Source organism: Achromobacter aegrifaciens (assembly GCF_902859965.1).
Classification (GTDB): Bacteria; Pseudomonadota; Gammaproteobacteria; order Burkholderiales; family Burkholderiaceae_B; genus Achromobacter; species Achromobacter aegrifaciens.
In genome coordinates, this window is the sequence record NZ_CADIKO010000001.1 from 26,165 (window position 1) to 41,567 (window position 15,403).

20 protein-coding genes are annotated in these 15,403 nt (G+C 67.6%); 12 read left to right on the forward strand and 8 right to left on the reverse strand.

All coding sequences use genetic code 11. The annotated features are described in order from the left end of the window. Positions 1-107 precede the first annotated feature (107 nt). A complete protein-coding gene (gene infA, locus HV793_RS00150; RefSeq protein WP_013395703.1) occupies positions 108-371 on the forward strand; it encodes a translation initiation factor IF-1 in 264 nt (87 codons plus the stop codon). Between the two features lie 152 nt (positions 372-523). Then, complete coding sequence (locus HV793_RS00155) at positions 524-811, forward strand: hypothetical protein (protein WP_054451514.1); 288 nt, start codon at positions 524-526, stop codon at positions 809-811. Between the two features lie 34 nt (positions 812-845). On the opposite strand, the gene HV793_RS00160 is transcribed toward HV793_RS00155, so the two are convergent. The 3 genes from HV793_RS00160 to mog form a co-directional block, all read right to left on the reverse strand. Continuing rightward, entirely contained in the window at positions 846-1,715 is an 870-nt protein-coding gene (locus tag HV793_RS00160; RefSeq protein ID WP_175212457.1) for a peptidoglycan DD-metalloendopeptidase family protein, read from the reverse strand. A gap of 5 nt (positions 1,716-1,720) precedes the next feature. Then, positions 1,721-2,059 (reverse strand): hypothetical protein, encoded by a 339-nt coding sequence (locus HV793_RS00165; protein WP_054451515.1) that lies wholly within the window; start codon positions 2,057-2,059, stop codon positions 1,721-1,723. 61 nt (positions 2,060-2,120) lie between these two features. Further along, entirely contained in the window at positions 2,121-2,753 is a 633-nt protein-coding gene (gene mog, locus HV793_RS00170; RefSeq protein WP_054452223.1) for a molybdopterin adenylyltransferase, read from the reverse strand. A 279-nt stretch (positions 2,754-3,032) separates the two neighbouring features. Between mog and HV793_RS00175 the strand changes: the two genes are divergently transcribed. The 4 genes from HV793_RS00175 to HV793_RS00185 all read left to right on the forward strand — a co-directional run bounded on the left by HV793_RS00175 (position 3,033) and on the right by HV793_RS00185 (position 6,627). After that, a complete protein-coding gene (locus HV793_RS00175) occupies positions 3,033-4,157 on the forward strand; it encodes a D-alanyl-lipoteichoic acid biosynthesis protein DltD (RefSeq protein ID WP_175181913.1) in 1,125 nt (374 codons plus the stop codon). A 13-nt stretch (positions 4,158-4,170) separates the two neighbouring features. Then, complete coding sequence (locus tag HV793_RS31220; protein WP_008162923.1) at positions 4,171-4,296, forward strand: hypothetical protein; 126 nt, start codon at positions 4,171-4,173, stop codon at positions 4,294-4,296. Between the two features lie 104 nt (positions 4,297-4,400). After that, positions 4,401-5,876, forward strand: coding sequence for an inorganic phosphate transporter (locus HV793_RS00180; protein WP_054451517.1), 1,476 nt, complete (start codon positions 4,401-4,403; stop codon positions 5,874-5,876). 97 nt (positions 5,877-5,973) lie between these two features. Then, on the forward strand, positions 5,974-6,627 hold the full coding sequence (locus HV793_RS00185; RefSeq protein WP_119451067.1) for a DsbA family protein: 654 nt from the start codon (positions 5,974-5,976) through the stop codon (positions 6,625-6,627). Positions 6,628-6,643: 16 nt separating this feature from the next. On the opposite strand, the gene HV793_RS00190 is transcribed toward HV793_RS00185, so the two are convergent. Genes HV793_RS00190 through HV793_RS00210 form a run of 5 tightly spaced genes read right to left on the reverse strand, consistent with a single transcriptional unit; the run spans position 6,644 to position 9,676 of the window. Further along, entirely contained in the window at positions 6,644-7,258 is a 615-nt protein-coding gene (locus tag HV793_RS00190; RefSeq protein ID WP_054451518.1) for a glutathione S-transferase family protein, read from the reverse strand. Positions 7,259-7,300: 42 nt separating this feature from the next. Continuing rightward, positions 7,301-7,648, reverse strand: a complete 348-nt coding sequence (locus HV793_RS00195) for an AzlD domain-containing protein (RefSeq protein ID WP_054451519.1) — start codon at positions 7,646-7,648, stop codon at positions 7,301-7,303. Continuing rightward, complete coding sequence (locus tag HV793_RS00200) at positions 7,645-8,358, reverse strand: AzlC family ABC transporter permease (RefSeq protein ID WP_119451054.1); 714 nt, start codon at positions 8,356-8,358, stop codon at positions 7,645-7,647. The genes HV793_RS00195 and HV793_RS00200 overlap by 4 nt, the downstream gene beginning before the upstream one ends. Positions 8,359-8,411: 53 nt before the next feature. Then, positions 8,412-8,729, reverse strand: a complete 318-nt coding sequence (locus HV793_RS00205; protein ID WP_054452227.1) for a chaperone modulator CbpM — start codon at positions 8,727-8,729, stop codon at positions 8,412-8,414. Positions 8,730-8,731: 2 nt separating this feature from the next. Beyond that, positions 8,732-9,676: a DnaJ C-terminal domain-containing protein gene (locus HV793_RS00210; RefSeq protein WP_175212458.1), complete on the reverse strand. Its 945-nt coding sequence runs from the start codon at positions 9,674-9,676 to the stop codon at positions 8,732-8,734. 186 nt (positions 9,677-9,862) lie between these two features. On the opposite strand from HV793_RS00210, the gene HV793_RS00215 reads away from it, so the two are divergent. The 6 genes from HV793_RS00215 to HV793_RS00240 all read left to right on the forward strand — a co-directional run bounded on the left by HV793_RS00215 (position 9,863) and on the right by HV793_RS00240 (position 15,395). Next, on the forward strand, positions 9,863-10,354 hold the full coding sequence (locus tag HV793_RS00215; protein WP_119451052.1) for a GNAT family N-acetyltransferase: 492 nt from the start codon (positions 9,863-9,865) through the stop codon (positions 10,352-10,354). A 53-nt stretch (positions 10,355-10,407) separates the two neighbouring features. Then, the gene (locus tag HV793_RS00220; RefSeq protein ID WP_054451523.1) at positions 10,408-10,737 is read left to right on the forward strand and encodes a DHCW motif cupin fold protein; all 330 of its coding nucleotides are present in this window, start codon (positions 10,408-10,410) and stop codon (positions 10,735-10,737) included. A gap of 104 nt (positions 10,738-10,841) precedes the next feature. Further along, the gene (gene yfcF / locus HV793_RS00225) at positions 10,842-11,477 is read left to right on the forward strand and encodes a glutathione transferase (protein ID WP_175212459.1); all 636 of its coding nucleotides are present in this window, start codon (positions 10,842-10,844) and stop codon (positions 11,475-11,477) included. Positions 11,478-11,494: 17 nt separating this feature from the next. Beyond that, positions 11,495-11,890, forward strand: coding sequence for a VOC family protein (locus tag HV793_RS00230; protein WP_119451051.1), 396 nt, complete (start codon positions 11,495-11,497; stop codon positions 11,888-11,890). Positions 11,891-12,072: 182 nt separating this feature from the next. Continuing rightward, positions 12,073-14,454 (forward strand): DUF3141 domain-containing protein, encoded by a 2,382-nt coding sequence (locus tag HV793_RS00235; protein WP_175162111.1) that lies wholly within the window; start codon positions 12,073-12,075, stop codon positions 14,452-14,454. Then, on the forward strand, positions 14,451-15,395 hold the full coding sequence (locus HV793_RS00240; protein WP_054451527.1) for a phosphate acetyltransferase: 945 nt from the start codon (positions 14,451-14,453) through the stop codon (positions 15,393-15,395). Before HV793_RS00235 ends, HV793_RS00240 begins: the two co-directional genes overlap by 4 nt. The last annotated feature ends 8 nt before the right edge of the window (positions 15,396-15,403 follow it).

A 15,403-nucleotide genomic window follows, 5' to 3' on the forward strand; every position in this document is an offset into this window, starting at 1 on the left:
TTTTACGTTCAAACCGCTGGACCCGCCCGTTCGGGTCCGACGCGCTTGCCGCCTCGCGCGGCGCGCCATGCCGTCGGTATGGCTGCGCGTTTTGATAGGAGAAAAGAATGGCTAAAGAAGAACTCATCGAACTGGACGGCATCGTTGACGAAGTGCTGCCCGATAGCCGCTACCGTGTGAAGCTGGACAACGGCATCGAAGTCGGCGCCTACGCCTCCGGCCGCATCCGCAAGCACCGCATCCGCATCCTGGCCGGCGACCGCGTCACCCTGGAAATGTCGCCGTATGACCTGACCAAGGGCCGCATCAACTTCCGCCACAAGGACGAGCGCGGTCCCGCGCCGCAGCGTCCCCAGCAATTCCGCCGCTAAGCCAGGGCGACAGGGCCGGCCCCGCGCCGGCTCCCTTTTCGCGCCAGCCTTAAACCTGGGCCGCGCGATGCCGTAATGCGTGGAGCGCCCGTTCATGAAAGAATGGCGCCCTCTGCCCGGCGCGACGCCCGGCAGGATGAGCATGAAGCAAGATGGACCTGACACAAGATCTGCAAGCCGCCGCTGACCAGCTTGCCCTGGCGCGAAGAAAATTCGTCAAGGGCGAGGAAGGCCTGCGCCTGCTGCATCAGTCGCGCGAGGCCTTCATCAACAGCCTGCGCAATACCGGCCTGACCTACGCCGAGGCCAAGACCAAGTACGACAACTGCCTGGACGAGCAGGAAGCCGAGCAGCTCGAAGTGCGGCAGCAGATGGACTATGCCGAGCGCGTGCATCAGCACGTGCTGCAACTGATCGCGCAGCAGGCCGCAACGGCCTGAGGGCGCGGGTCCGCGCCCCCATCCCGGGACAGGATCAGGGCTTGAACACCCCGATGAAGATGGCCGGATCGACGCGCGCGTCGTTCAGGCTGACGTTCCAGTGCAGGTGCGGGCCGGTGGCGCGGCCGGTGGCGCCCACCTTGCCCACCAATCCGCCGCGCGGCACTTCGTCGCCGACCTTCACGTCGATCGCCGACATGTGGCAGAACATGCTGACGAAGCCCTGGCCATGGTCCAGGAACACCGTCTTGCCATTGAAGAAGTAATCCCCCACCAGCACGACCACGCCAGCGGCCGGCGCCTTGATCGGCGTGCCCGAGGGCACGGCGAAATCCAGGCCCGAATGCGGATTGCGCTCTTCGCCATTGAAGAAGCGGCGCAGGCCGAAGGGACTGGACAGGCGGCCGCCGTTCACCGGGCGATCCAGCAGCAGGTTGCTGGGCGTGATGCCAGCGCGGTAGGCGCGGTTGGCGGCGGCCTGCTCGGCCTGCTCGCGTTCGATGCGCTTCATGTCGTCCGGATCCGGATTGACCTGGCGCGGATTCTTCAGCGTGATGTGCTGGGCCTTGTATTCCTTGGCGCCGACCTTGAAGGACACTGAACGCTTGCCTTGCGCGTCCTTGATATCCACCTGCTGCTCGCCCGGCTTCACGCTGAGCGGGATGCCGACCACGGCGATCCACTGCTTGCCCTCTTCACGCACGACCAGCACGCGCCGGCCCAGGAAGCTGACCTCGGGCGCGCGTTCGGCATTGCCCAGGCCCAGGACGGCGACGCCGCCAGGCACGGGAACGTTGAGCTTGCGGCTGATAAAACCGCTCTGCTGCTGCGCGCGGGCCGGCAGGCCCAGGCAAAGGGCGGCCGCGGCCAGGCCCAGCCGCAGGACGTCGCGACGATGCTGCATGGCGTTCACAGGCACAGGTTGGCGGGCTCGATGATGCTTTGGTCGCGGCGGGCGATGCGCGTGGACAGGCGCGCTTCGGTCTTGCCCTTCCAGTGCGTGGTCGTCAGCACGGCTTCGACACCCAGGCTGTCCTCCTGGATCAATTCAAAGCCGTTGCGCACCGCCTTCTGCTGGAAATTGATGCCCAGGTTCTTCCAGGATTCGGCGACGCAAGCCGTGTAGTCCTCGGGCGTACGTTGGGTGGAACCGTAGAAGACCGGATCGCGGTCGCGCACGTCTTTGACGTTGGCGCAGGCCGACAAGGCTGCCAGGACAGTAAGGGACAAAGCGGTGCGGACCTTCATGGCGATGGAACTCTCGAGCGGTTGGAGGTGGATGGGGCGGCCAATATAACGCAGCGCCAGGTCAAGCCTGCGGCGCGCGCCGGGCCGATTTGGGACGGAAGGCCGCGATGACTTCCGGCCGGGTTTCGGCGTATGGGCCGCCGATAAGATCGATGCAATAGGGAATGGCGGCGAAAATCCCCGGCACCAGCACGGCGCCGTCCTCGCCCTTCAGTCCTTCCAGCGTTTCGCGGATGGATTTCGGCTGGCCGGGCAGGTTCACGATAAGGGCGGCGTGCGCGGGCGTTTCCCGGATGACCGCCACCTGGCGCGACAGGATGGCCGTGGGCACGAAGCGCAGGCTGATCTGGCGCATCTGTTCGCCGAAGCCGGGCATTTCCTTGGTGCCGACGGCGAGCGTGGCCTCGGGCGTGACGTCGCGGCGCGCCGGACCGGTGCCGCCGGTGGTCAGGACCAGGTCGCAGCCGCAGCCGTCCACCAGTTCGATCAGCGTCTGGGAAATGCGTGCGGGTTCGTCGGGGATCAGGCGGTCCACCGCCTGCCAGGGCGAGGCCAGGGCGCCGCCCAGCCATTCGCGCAGCGCGGGCAGCCCCAGGTCCTGATAGGTGCCGCTGGAGGCGCGATCGGAAACGGACACCAGGCCCACGATCAGTTCGTCGGGGTGCTTGCGGGCGATACGGGTAGTGGCGGTCATGGGCTGCGCAATCTTGGTAAGAAACTGTCGGGCGGCGCGGATGCGGCCGTGGGCAAGGTCAATCATGGAAATCCAGAAGAGGCCCGCCAGAGCGATGCTATCGCATTCCTTCCCTGCGGGAATCGCGTCAGCAGGCAGCGCGCCGGCGGCGGCCCTGTCGCAAAAAGGCGAATCGGCTTTGGCCCCGCTTTCCCGCGCTTGTTCCAGACATGCCCGCTCGATAACATCCGCTAACAAACCTATCCCAATAAAGAGGGCCCCGAGCGGCATTGGTTCCCCATGTTCAAACGCACATTACGGCAGCATGCGCTGGCGGCGGCGCTGGCCCTGGCCGCGGCGGCGGCCGCCGGATGGGGCGCCCTGCACTCCCTGGCGCTGAAGACGGAACCCGTGCCGGCGGCCGCTCCGGGCATCTACATCCCCAACCTGGGCAATACGCTGGAGGAACAGACGCGCAACCTGTCCCGCATGAGCCAGGCCTTGCGCACGGGCGACAGGCTGGTGATCCTGGGTTCGTCGGAGCTGACCAGCAACGACCTGCGCTTCGTGCCGTACCGCTACCTGGCCGACGAATTGCAGATGCCGGTGCTGGCCTATGGCCATTCGGGATTCCAGTCTCTGGGCATGCAGCTGGTGCTGGCGGCGATGGCCGAGGACCTGTCGCCGGCCTCGCGCGTGGTGGTGATGCTGTCGCCGGGCTGGTTCGACGGCGACGGCGGGCTGGGTCCGGACGAATTCAAGGAACACGCCAATCCGCTGCTACCCCGCCTGCTGCGGCAGCCCGAGGGCCGGGCGGAGGTGGTCCGCTGGCTGCAGGCCAAGGGCGACGCGGGCGTCGCCTGGTCCATGGCGGCCGAGCAGGCCTACGTCTTCCGCCAGCGGCTGGTCAACCTGTGGGCGCCCGTCCACGCAGCGCCTGCCCCCGAGCGCGAACGCGAGGGGCCGCCCGCGGCCGCCCGGGTGGTGGACTGGGAGGCGCTGGCTGCCGAAGCCCAGGGCGCAGAACAGGCCCTGATGGGCGGCAACCGCTACGCCGTGCGCGATGAATTCTTCAATAAATACCTGCGCAGCATTCCCGAGGGCGGCAAGACTGCCTATCTGCCCCAGCCGCTGACCGGCCGGGACGAGCTGCGCGAACTGGACGCGCTGATGGCGCTGCTGCGGCAGCGCGGCGTCAATGCCCTGTTCGTCATGCAGCCGCTGCATCCGCTGGTGTTCAAGGACCTGGACCGCTTCGGGCCGGTGCAGCGGGAAGTCGCGGCGCTGTGCCAGCGCTATGCCATGCGCTGCATGGACATGTACAGCGCCCCCTTCGAGGTGGGGATGCTGCGGGACGTACAGCACCTGGGGGAACTGGGCTGGCTGCGCGTGAACCAGAAGATCGCTGAAGTGTTCTACCCATGAAGGATGGCCGGCAATGAAACGAACCCTGTGGCTGTGCCTGCTCTACCTGGGCGTCCTGGCGGTGATGGTGATCCAGGCGGATACCTCGGCGAACCTGGGCAAACCGATGGAAATCGAGTTCCAGTATTCGAAATTCTGACCCCGGGCGGGGTCGGCTGACCGCACTTGGTAGCCGCAAGCAACCAGTGACAGGTCACAAATCTGCAATAATCGGCTCCTCTCGCCGGAACCTCCCCCGCCTCCATGTTCGACCTCTTCCACGGCCTAGACCTCTGGGTCGGCCTCAGCCTTGCGCTGGCCCTGACATTCGTCCTGGCCTTCGAATTCATCAACGGATTCCATGACACGGCGAACGCCGTGGCCACGGTCATCTACACCAAGGCCATGCCGCCGCATCTGGCGGTGGTGCTTTCCGGCATATTCAACTTCCTGGGCGTGCTGCTGGGCGGGGTGGGCGTGGCCTATGCCATCGTGCACCTGCTGCCGGTGGAGCTGCTGATCAACGTGGACACGGGCCGCGGGCTGGCCATGGTGTTCGCCATGCTGGCCGCGGCCATCGCCTGGAACCTGGGCACTTGGTACTTCGGCATTCCGGCGTCCAGCTCGCACACGCTGATCGGCTCGATCCTGGGCGTGGGCCTGGCCAACGCGCTGATCACCGACCTGCCGCTGGCAGACGGCGTCAACTGGGGCAAGGCCATCGACATCGGCCTGTCGCTGGTGGTATCGCCTGTGGCCGGCTTCCTGGTGGCGGGCGGCCTGCTGCTGGCGCTCAAGCGCTGGCTGCCGCTGTCCAAGATGCACAAGACGCCGGAACAGCGCCGCGCCATCGACAATAAAAAGCATCCGCCCTTCTGGAACCGCCTGGTGCTGGTGCTGTCCGCCATGGGCGTGAGCTTCGTGCACGGCTCCAACGACGGACAGAAAGGGATTGGCCTGATCATGCTGGTGCTGATCGGCATCGTGCCCGCCAACTTCGTGCTGGACACCAACAGCACCACCTACCAGATCGAGCGCACCCGCGACGCCGCCAACCACCTGAACGTGTTCTACCAGCGCAATGAAGCCATGCTGGGCGAATACCTGGCGCTCAAGCGCGTGGACGCGACCACCGAACTGCCGCGCAACTTCCGCTGCGACCCCGAACTGACCATGCCGACCATCGCCGCGCTGCAGGCCGATCTGCACGGCGTGTCCAACTACGCCGACCTGTCGGCCGAGAAGCGCATCTCCGTGCGCCGCTACCTGCTCTGTCTGGACGACACGGCCAAGAAGGTCGCGCGCATCGAAGGGCTGCCGGCCCGCGAACGCGCCGACCTGCAACGCCTGCGCGCCGACCTGACAGCCACCACCGAATACGCCCCCTTCTGGGTGATCGTGGCAGTCGCCCTGGCGCTGGGCGCGGGCACCATGGTCGGCTGGCGCCGCGTGGTGCTGACGGTGGGCGAGAAGATCGGCAAGCAGGGCATGACCTATGCGCAGGGCATGTCCGCACAAGTCACCGCCATGGGCGCCATCGGCATCGCCAACGTCTTCAGCCTGCCTGTTTCCACCACCCACGTGCTGTCCTCGGGCGTGGCCGGGACCATGATCGCCAACAAGAGCGGCCTGCAAGGCAGCACCGTACGCAACATCCTGATGGCCTGGGTGCTGACCCTGCCCGCCTCGATGCTGCTGGCCGCCGGCCTGTTCTGGATCGGCGTGCAGATCGCTGGCTGATGATTCGCGGCCGTGCAGGCAATCTGCACGGCCGATGCAACACTCTGGCTATCCCGCCAGGCTTCCTGCCAGCCGTGCCCGCGTCTACCATGGCGCCATGGCTACCTCAAATCCCACCCTGCATTACATTTTCGACCCGCTCTGCGGCTGGTGCTATGGCGCCGCGCCGCTGGTGGAGGCGGCTCGAGCCGTCTCCGGGCTGGACATCGCGCTGCATGGCGGCGGCATGATGACGGGCGGCAACCGCCAGCCGGTCACCGACAGACTGCGCCGCTACGTCATGCCGCATGACGAGCGCATCGCCGGCCTGACCGGCCAGCCCTTCGGCGAAGACTATTTCAACGGCCTGTTGCGCGATGAGGGCGCGGTGTTCGATTCCGAGCCGCCCACCACTGCCATCCTGGCCGCGCAGACGCTGGCCGGTCGAGGCCTCGACCTGCTCAAGCGCATCCAGCGCGCCCACTACGTACAGGGGCTGCGCATCGCCGATCCGGCCGTACTGGCCTCCCTGGCGGCCGACATCGGCCTGGACCCGGCAGCCTTCCGCGCAGCCTATGACGCAGCCCAGGGCGCCGAAACCGCCACGCACATCGCCGCCAGCCGCAGGCTGCTGGCGCAGGTCGGCGGCAGCGGTTTTCCCACCCTGGCACTGGAACGCGATGGCGTCTACGAGATGCTGGAGCCCAGCCGCTACCTGGGCCGTCCGCAGGAATGGCAGGCGGACCTCGGCGCGCGCATCGGCCGCGCTTGAAGGCGGGAGCCCCGCGTCAGGCTTCCTCGATGTCCCCGTCGCGCTGCAAGGCGCGGTGCATGGCCGGACGGTCGCCCAGCCGCTCCGCGTAGGCGGTGAACACAGGGGTCTCGGGCAGAACCTTCACCTGCATCATGTATTGCAGGGTGCCGCCCAGCACGATGTCCGCGGCCGAGAACTTGTCGCCCAGGAAGAACGGCCGCGCCTGCAAGACCCGGGTCAGCACCTGCTCGACCTCCTCGGCCGAACCCCAGCCCAGCGCGCCGCCCGGATGCGGCGTCTTGAAGGCGCGCTCGGCCATGGCCGGTTCGAACACGCCGGTGGAATAGGCCAGCCAGGTCAGGTATGGCCCGCGCAGCGGGTCGCCCACCACCGGACCCAGCCCCGCTTGGGGAAACAGGTCGGTCAGGTAAAGGGCGATTGCCGGCGTCTCGAACACGGGCACGCCGTCGTGCACCAGGGCCGGCACCTTGCGATGCGGGTGGATGTCGATGTAGTCCGAGGGCATGTGGCCCGCGCTGTCGGTGCCGCGGATGGACACCATTTCGGTGTCGTAAGGCACGCCTAGTTCCTCGAGCAGCCAAAGTATCCGGAACGAGCGCGAACGCGGCGCATGATAAAGCGTAAGCATGGTCGGTCTCCGTGGAAGTCCGACCATTTTGCCCCGCGGGTCTTACGCCGCCAAGGCCAGCAACACCCCGTATCCCGCCATGCCCAGCAGCACCGCGACGCCGGCATTGCTGACCAGGCGGGCCGCCACGGCGGTCACGACCAGGCCGCCTGCGTAGGGGCCGAGGTTCGCCGCCTGGTCGCCGGCGGCCAGCAGGTCGGGCACGATAACCGCCGCGGCGATCCCAGCCAGCAGCGACGGCCCCAGGGCGGCCAGCGCCGAGCCTTCGCGCGACAGGTGGCGCAGCAGGCGGCTGCGCTCGGACAGCATGAAGGGCAAGGCGCGCGTCAGATAGGTGATGGCCGCCATGGCGATCACCGCGCCCCAGAAACCCAGTCCGTCGGTGTTCATGCGGGCCTCCTCATTCGATACGCCACGCAGCCGATGATCGCGCCGGCCAGGATGGCCAGGCTGGTATGGCCCAGCGCGGCCACGGCCCCGGCTCCGGCCACCGCCGCAACGATGGGCAGGCCCATGCCGCGCTTCGCGCTCTGGCACACCAGGGCCATGAACAGCGCCGGCAGCGCAAAGCGCATTACCTGTGACAGCATGGGGTAGTGGCGCTCCAGGCCGTCTCCCGCATAGACGCCGACGGCCGTGCCGGCGATCCAGGTCAGCCAAGCGCCCAGCCCCAGCGCGATCATCCAGCGCTGGCGGCCCGCGGGCTCCACGGTCTGCAAACGGTTGAAAGCGGTGGCGAAGACTTCATCGGTGAGCAGGAAGGCGACCTTCAGGCGCTCATTCAGTCCCGCCGGCAGGAACCGCGACAACAGCGGGCCGTACAGCAGATGGCGGGCGTTGAGCAGCGAGCACAGCGCCACCACCCACAGCCACGGGGTGCCGGCCTTGATGGAAGCGAGCAGCAGGAACTGGCTGGCGCCGGCATAGACCAGCACGGAAATCAGCACCACCTGCAGCGGAGACAGGCCCGCGGCCACGCCCGCGATGCCGAAGGTCACGGCCACCGGGAAGTAGCCGATCATGACGGGCAGGCAGGATTTCAGGCCGTCGATGCGGGCGCTGCCCGCCAGAGCGGGCGCATGGGCTGGAGGGGTCTGCAAGGTGTTCCGCTGGTCTCTTCAACAACCAGCTAGTTTACCCACCCGCGCACAGCCTACTTGTCCTCCAGGCCCAGCGCGCGCAGTTGCGCCTTCAGGCGACGGACTTCCTGGCTCAGGTCCAGGATCAGCGCCGCAGCGTCCAGGCCGGCGCCGTAATCCCGCACCAGGCGGCGGGCGTCCAGCGCGCGTTGCAGGTCGGCGCTGTAGAAGCGCCATTCGGCGGGCCTGGGACCGCTGGCATTGACGATGCCGACTTCGACCAGCCTGACGACCCATTCGACTTCCTCGCCGCAGGCGCGGGCCAGGTCGTCGGCGGAAAGCGGCCGGGACTTGCCCACGACCGTGGCGGTGGTGACGACTATTTTTTTCATGGTCATACCCCCAGGTGGCGCCGCGGATTGAAGGGCAGGTCCTGCTGCATCTTGCGGTAGGCCTCCTTGGCCGCTTCGCTATCGGCGGGCGGCAACACCAGGTCCAGCACCAGGTAGAGGTCTCCGGGCGGATCGCCCGGAATGCCGCGGCCGCGCAGGCGCAGCTTGCGGCCGTTGGCGGACCCCGCGGGGATCGACACTTCGACCGTGCCGCCCGGCGTGGGCGCATGCACGCTGGCGCCGAGTGCCGCTTCCCACGGCGCCACCGGCAGCGTCATGTAGAGGTCGCGGCCGTCGGCGCGGTAGCGCGGATGCGGCTTGAAGCGGACTTCCAGATAGAGATCGCCGTTCTCGCCGCCGCCGTAGCCGGGCATGCCCTGCCCGGCCAGCCGGATGTACTGGCCTTCGCGCACGCCGGCGGGGATGCGCACGCTGAGCGTGCGGGTCTGCATGTGGGGGCGGCCCTGCTCGTCCATCTGCATGGAACGCAGGCTGATGTCGCGCGTGGCGCCCTTGAGCGCGTCTTCGAGGTCCACCTCGATCGCGGCGTGGTGGTCCTCGCCGCGCGCGCGGAATTCCTGTTGCTGCTGCGCCCCGCCGCGCCGGTTGCGGCCGCCGAACAGCGAAGAGAAGAACTCGCTGAACTGGGCCTCGTCGCCGGGCGCGGCGCCGCGGTGGAACTCGAAGCCTTCGTCCCAGCCGGGCGGCGGCTGGAAGCTGCCCTCGGGCGAGACGCCTGCGGCCAGATTGTCGTAGGCCTGGCGCTTTTCCTTGTCGCGCAGCACGTCATAGGCTTCGTTGACGTCGCGCATGCGCGTTTCGGCGTCGCTTTCCTTGCTGACGTCGGGATGGTATTTGCGGGCGAGCTTGCGGTAGGCGCGCCGGATGTCGTCTTCGGAGGCGTCCCGCTCCACGCCCAGCATGCTGTAGTAGTCCTTGAACTCCATGTGCAGCCCTTGGCAAAGCGTTGCGGCCGCTTCCGGTTGCGTCGGGTCCGGCCTGGGATATCAAGAAGATAGGGGTTATGGGGCGATTTTTCAATGCGCCTTGTCAGGCGTCGGGCATCGCGCATAATGTCCGGTTGGCGCCCGGATGCGCCAGCCCCGACCACGACAGGCCCACAGGAACAGATCGTGCTGGAAATCATCGACGCAGACTTCAACAATCCCGAACACGGCCGCCAGGTGCTGGCCATGCTGAACGAGTACGCCAGCGGCCCCATGGGGGGCAACGCTCCCCTGCCCGCCTACGCACAGCAGAACCTGATCGCCGAACTGGCCCGCCGCCCGACGGCGCGGGCGCTGCTGGCCCGCATCGACGGCGAAGCCGCCGGCGTCGCGGTCTATCTCGAAGGCTTCTCCACCTTCGCCTGTCGCCCGCTGCTCAATCTGCACGACCTGGGCGTCGCGGAAAAATTCCAGGGCCGCGGCGTGGGCAAGGCCCTGCTGTCGGCGCTGGAAGAGCGGGCGCGTGACCTGGGCTGCTGCAAGATCACCCTGGAAGTGCTGGAAGGCAACGCGGTCGCCCAGGGGCTGTACCGCAAGCTCGGTTTCGAAGGCTATGCCCTGGACGAAACCACCGGCCGCGCGATGTTCTGGCACAAGAAACTGCCCGCGCTGGCGTAGTCTCCATTCTTTGGCGGACGCCATTGCGTCCGCGTCACAACGCAGGAATCACCATGAAGATGAGCAACATCCCCTTCGGCACCACCGACTGGTCCGAGGTCGAGCGCACCGAACACGCTGGCGAGACCGGCATGGCCTATTGGCGCACCCGGCAGTTCGGCGACCTGCGCGTGCGCATGGTCGAGTACACGGCCGGCTACCTGGCCGACCACTGGTGCAGCAAGGGCCACATCCTGTTCTGTCTGGAAGGCGAACTGCACACCGAGCTGGAAGACGGCCGGCAATTCGTGCTGACGCCGGGCATGAGCTACCAGGTCGCCGACCAGGCCGAACCGCACCGCTCATCCACCGCGACCGGCGCCAAGCTCTTCATCGTCGACTGAAGCCCCCCGGCGCGACAGCCCGGCCGCAGATGCGTTACGCTTTGACGTATCCGCGGCCCGCCGCCGCGGCACATGCCGTTACCCGTCAAACCGGAGACTAGATTTTGGGCGCCCCGCTTACGCTATTCGTCGATTCCCTGTTCCTCAGCCCCTACGCCATGTCGGCCTATGTGGCGCTGACTGAAAAACAGCTGCCGTTCGAGGTGCGCCCCATCGATCTGGAAGCGGGCGAGCAGCGCATGCAGCCCTACCAAAGCCGCGCGCTGACCTCGCGGGTGCCGGCCTTGACCCACGCGGATTTCAGCCTGACCGAATCCAGCGCCATCACCGAATACCTGGAAGACGCCTTCCCCGCCCCCGAGCACCCGGCGCTGTATCCGCGTGACCTGCGCCAGCGCGCCCGCGCCCGCCAACTGCAGGCCTGGCTGCGCAGCGACCTGGGAGCGCTGCGTCAGGAACGCCCCACGGAAACCGTGTTCTACGGCGCCGCCGGCCTGCCGTTGTCGGACGCCGCCCATGCCGCCGCGGCCAAGCTCATCCACGTGGGCGCCCATCTGCTGGGCGCGGACCGGACCTCGCTGTTCGATGAATGGTGCATCGCCGATACTGACCTCGCGGTCATGATCAAGCGCTTGTTCCAGGACGACCTGCCCGACGCCCTGCGCGCCTACGCCGAGGCCCAGTGGCAGCGCCCCTCCGTCCAGAAATGGCTGGAGCACAACGCCGCCGCGCGCGCCTGAACCGCCCGGGAGCCGCGATGCAACTGCTGGATCACGTCTCCATCACCGTTTCCCGCCTGGACGCCGCCCGCCCCTTCTATGACGCCGTCATGCAGGCCTTGGGCGCGGCCAAGGTCTATGACCGCCCCGACGCGCTAGGCTACGGCGAGCGCTGCCGGGCAGGCAGCAGCCAGCACAGCTATCTCTCCGTGTTCGCCGATGACGCAGCCGCCCCCGCGGCGCGCCGGCACTGGTGCTTCAAGGCGCCCAGCCGCGCCGCGGTCGACGCTTTCCATGCCGCCGGCATGGCCCACGGCGGGCGCGACGACGGCGCCCCGGGCTTGCGCGAGCACTACCACCCGCAGTATTACGCGGCCTTCCTGCTGGACCCTTCCGGCAACCGCATCGAAGCGGTGTGCCACGACCCTGACTGAACCGCTGCCCGGCTGACCAGTCCTAAAGGGGACGGATATATCGGCCACTGCTTGACCTGCATCAAGACGCTTGATGTTGCACCGCAACATCAGTTGCGGTGTAATGGGGAGGTCAACTCGGCCGGTTCCACTCTGAATCGGCGCGGCGGCCCGCCGCCGCAAGCAACCTACAGGAGATCGCCATGGCCGGATCTGGCAACGATCGCGTACCCGCCCCGCCCTTCAACCCCTGGACTGCCGCCTACGAATACGCGGTGGACGCCTGGCAGCGCGGCGTGCTGTACGCCGATGTGATGCGCCAGCGTGGCAACCAGTACCACGAGCACATGGCCAAGCGCGCGCCCAACGTGCTTAGCATGGAGTCCGAACTGGTCATGGACGGCCGCTGTCTGCCGCGCCCCGTCAATTACGGCCTGCTGCGCATCAAGCCGCCGGAAGGCGTGGAAACCGACCCCATCAAACGGCCCTTCCTGGTGGTCGATCCGCGCGCCGGGCACGGCCCCGGCATCGGCGGCTTCAAGCCTGAAAGCGAGATCGGCGTGGCGCTGCGCGCCGGCCACCCCTGCTACTTCGCCACCTTCCTGCCGCAGCCCATGCCGACCCAGACCGTCGAGGACGTGATGATGGCCGAGGCGCGCTTCCTGGAAGAGATCATCGCCCTGCACCCCAACGCCGAAGGCAAGCCGGTGGTGGTCGCCAATTGCCAGGCCGGCTGGCAGATCATGATGACCGCCGCGGTCCGTCCCGAACTGTTCGGCCCCATCATCGTGGCGGGCGCGCCGCTGTCCTACTGGGCGGGCTGGCGCGGCATGAATCCCATGCGCTATGCCGGCGGCCTGCTGGGCGGCAGCTGGCTCACCGCCCTGACCAGCGACCTGGGCGACGGCAAGTTCGATGGCGCCTGGCTGGTGCAGAACTTCGAGAACCTGAATCCGGCCAACACCCTGTGGTCCAAGCAGTACAACCTGTACTCCAACGTCGACACCGAGGCCAAGCGCTACCTCAGCTTCGAAAAATGGTGGGGCGGCCACGTCTTCCTGAACGGCCCGGAAATCCAGTACATCGTCGACAACCTGTTCGTCGGCAACCGCCTGGCCACCGCCGGCCTGGTGACCTCGGACGGCATCCGCATCGACCTGCGCAACATCCGCTCGCCCATCGTGGTGTTCTGCTCCAAGGGCGACAACATCACGCCCCCGCCGCAGGCGCTGGGCTGGATCCCCGATCTGTACCAGGACGAATCCGAAGTGCTGGCGCACGGCCAGACCATCGTCTATGCGGTGCACGAAAGCATCGGCCATCTGGGCATCTTCGTGTCCGGCAGCGTGGCGCGCAAGGAGCACCAGGAATTCACGTCCAACATCGACATGATCGACGTGCTGCCGCCGGGCATCTACCAGGCGGAGATCGCCGACAAGACGCCCGACACGCCCAACGCCGACCTGGCCTACGGCAACTACGTGCTGTCGTTCGAGCAGCGCACGCTGGATGACGTGCGCGCCATCGTCGAGCGCAACGAAGAGGACGACCGCCGCTTCGCCGCCGTCGCCCGCATTTCCGACATCAACCTGGGCATGTACCGCAGCTTCGTGCAACCCTGGCTGCGCGCCCTGGTGACGCCGCAATCGGCGGAATGGTCGCAGCGCCTGCATCCGCTGCGCCTGCCCTATGAACTGATCTCCGACCGCAATCCGGCCATCGCGCCGATTGCCCAAGTCGCCGAACAGGTGCGCGAACACCGCCAGCCGGTGTCGGCCGACAATCCCTTCCTGATGGCCCAGGAAATGTTCTCGAACCTGATCGAGACCAGCCTGAACATCTGGCAGGAACTGCGCGATTCCGCCGACGAACGCACCTTCATGGGCGTTTACGGTTCGCCGCTGGTGCAGGACCTGGCCGGCCTGGGCGCGCGCTCCGGCCCGCCGCGCAAGCATCCGGGCGTGTCGCCCGAGCACCGCCGCTTCATGGAAGAGCGCGCCGCCGAGCTGCGTTCGCTGATGCTGGAAGGCGGCCTGCGCGTTGCCGCGATCCGCATGCTGCTGTATGTGTCGGGCGCCGAAGGCGGCCTGGACGAACGCAGCTACGCGCTGATCCGCAAGATGCGCGCCGAATCGGATACCGCGCTGTCGTTGCAGGAATTCAAGGACATCATCCGCGACCAGGCGTTGATGATGACCCTGGACGCCGCCGGCGCCATCCAGGCCATACCGCACCTGCTGGACAACGCGCCCGCCGCCGCAATCCGCGAAACGCTGGACACCATGAAGCATGTGCTGGAAGCCGCCGAGCCCCTGAGCGAGGCCGCCCGCATCAGCCTGGACGAGATGGAACGCATCTTCGAGTACGCCGAGCGCCGTGCGCAGAAGCGTGAGGAGGCTCAACAGCCAGCGCCCAGGAAAACGGCGACCGTTGCGCGCAAATCGGTGCGCGCTGCGGCGGCCAGGCCCGAAGCGGCCTCGGCCGCGGCCGAGCCTGCCGTCCCGGTGCGCGCCAAGAAGCGTAGCGCCTCCGCCAAACCCGCCGCGCGTCCCGCGCGCAAATCCGCCAAGGCGAAATCCGCATGACGCTGCCTCCCACCTCCCACTACGACAGGCTCATCGCGCGCGCGCAGACGCTGGCGCCGGCGCATTGCGCCATCGCCCACCCCTGCGACGAACCCTCGCTGTCGGCCGCGCTCGAAGCCCGCGACCTGGGCCTGCTCAAGCCCATCCTGGTGGGCCCCGAGCAGAAGATCCGCGCCGTCGCTGCCGAGCACAAGTTCGACCTGGGCGATGCGCGCATCGTCGACGCGCCGCACAGCCACGCGGCAGCCGAATGCGCGGTCGCCCTGGTGCGCAGCGGCGAAGCCGAACTGCTGATGAAGGGCAGCCTGCACACGGACGAACTCATGCACGAAGTGGTGGCGCGCAACACCGGGCTGCGCAGCAGCCGGCGCATCAGCCACGTCTTCATCATGGAAGTGCCGACCTACGCCGAACCGCTCTTCATCACCGATGCGGCGATCAACATCTTTCCGGACCTGGAAACCAAGGCCGACATCATCCGCAACGTGATCGACCTGCACCACGGCCTGGGCCTGGGCGAGCCGCGCGTGGCGATCCTGTCGGCGGTCGAACAGGTCAACCCCAGCATCCCCAGCACCATCGAAGCCGCGGCGCTGTGCAAGATGGCCGACCGCGGCCAGATCGAGGGCGGCCTGCTGGACGGCCCGCTGGCGCTGGACAACGCCATCAGCCCCGACGCCGCGCGCATCAAGGGCATACGCTCGCCGGTGGCCGGCGTGGCCCAGGTGCTGGTGGTGCCCGACCTGGAAGCCGGCAACATGCTGGCCAAGAACCTGACCTTCCTGGCCAATGCCGAGGCAGCCGGCATCGTGCTGGGCGCGCGCGTGCCCATCATCCTGACCAGCCGCGCCGACAGCCCACGCTCGCGCCTCGCGTCCTGCGCGGTAGCCGCCATCTACGCCCACCACCTGGCCCAGCAACAGGCCCGCCCGCTCGCTTGAAGCGCCCC